1 pseudogene is annotated in these 415 nt (G+C 61.2%); it reads left to right on the top strand.

The features are described 5' to 3' along the window. Window positions 1-415: pseudogene (gene adh / locus AC2JF9_RS09885) on the top strand (aldehyde dehydrogenase); the annotation flags it as partial.

The raw sequence follows: 415 nt of genomic DNA, 5'->3' as shown, positions 1-415 counted from the left end.
ATCCTATCCTACATCGATATCGGCAAACAGGAGGGCGCCGAACTGCTGACCGGCGGCGAGGCAGCCCGGTTCGAAGGCGATCTTGCAGGCGGCTACTATGTAAAACCCACCGTGTTCCGTGGCCATAACCGGATGCGGATTTTTCAGGAGGAAATCTTCGGACCGGTCCTGTCGGTCACCACCTTCAAGGACCAGGATGAGGCGCTGAACATCGCCAACGATACGCTTTATGGCCTGGGCGCGGGCGTGTGGAGCCGGGATGCGAACACCTGCTACCGCTTCGGCCGCGCGATCCGCGCGGGACGTGTGTGGACCAATTGCTACCATGCCTATCCCGCTCACGCGGCGTTCGGCGGCTACAAGCAATCCGGCATCGGGCGCGAAAACCACCGCATGATGCTCGACCACTATCAGC

The sequence above is a fragment of the Lactobacillus sp. C449L genome (genome assembly GCF_059900815.1).
The sequence above is the reverse complement of the archived record's forward strand: the minus strand, read 5'-3'. Positions and strand labels throughout refer to the sequence as shown.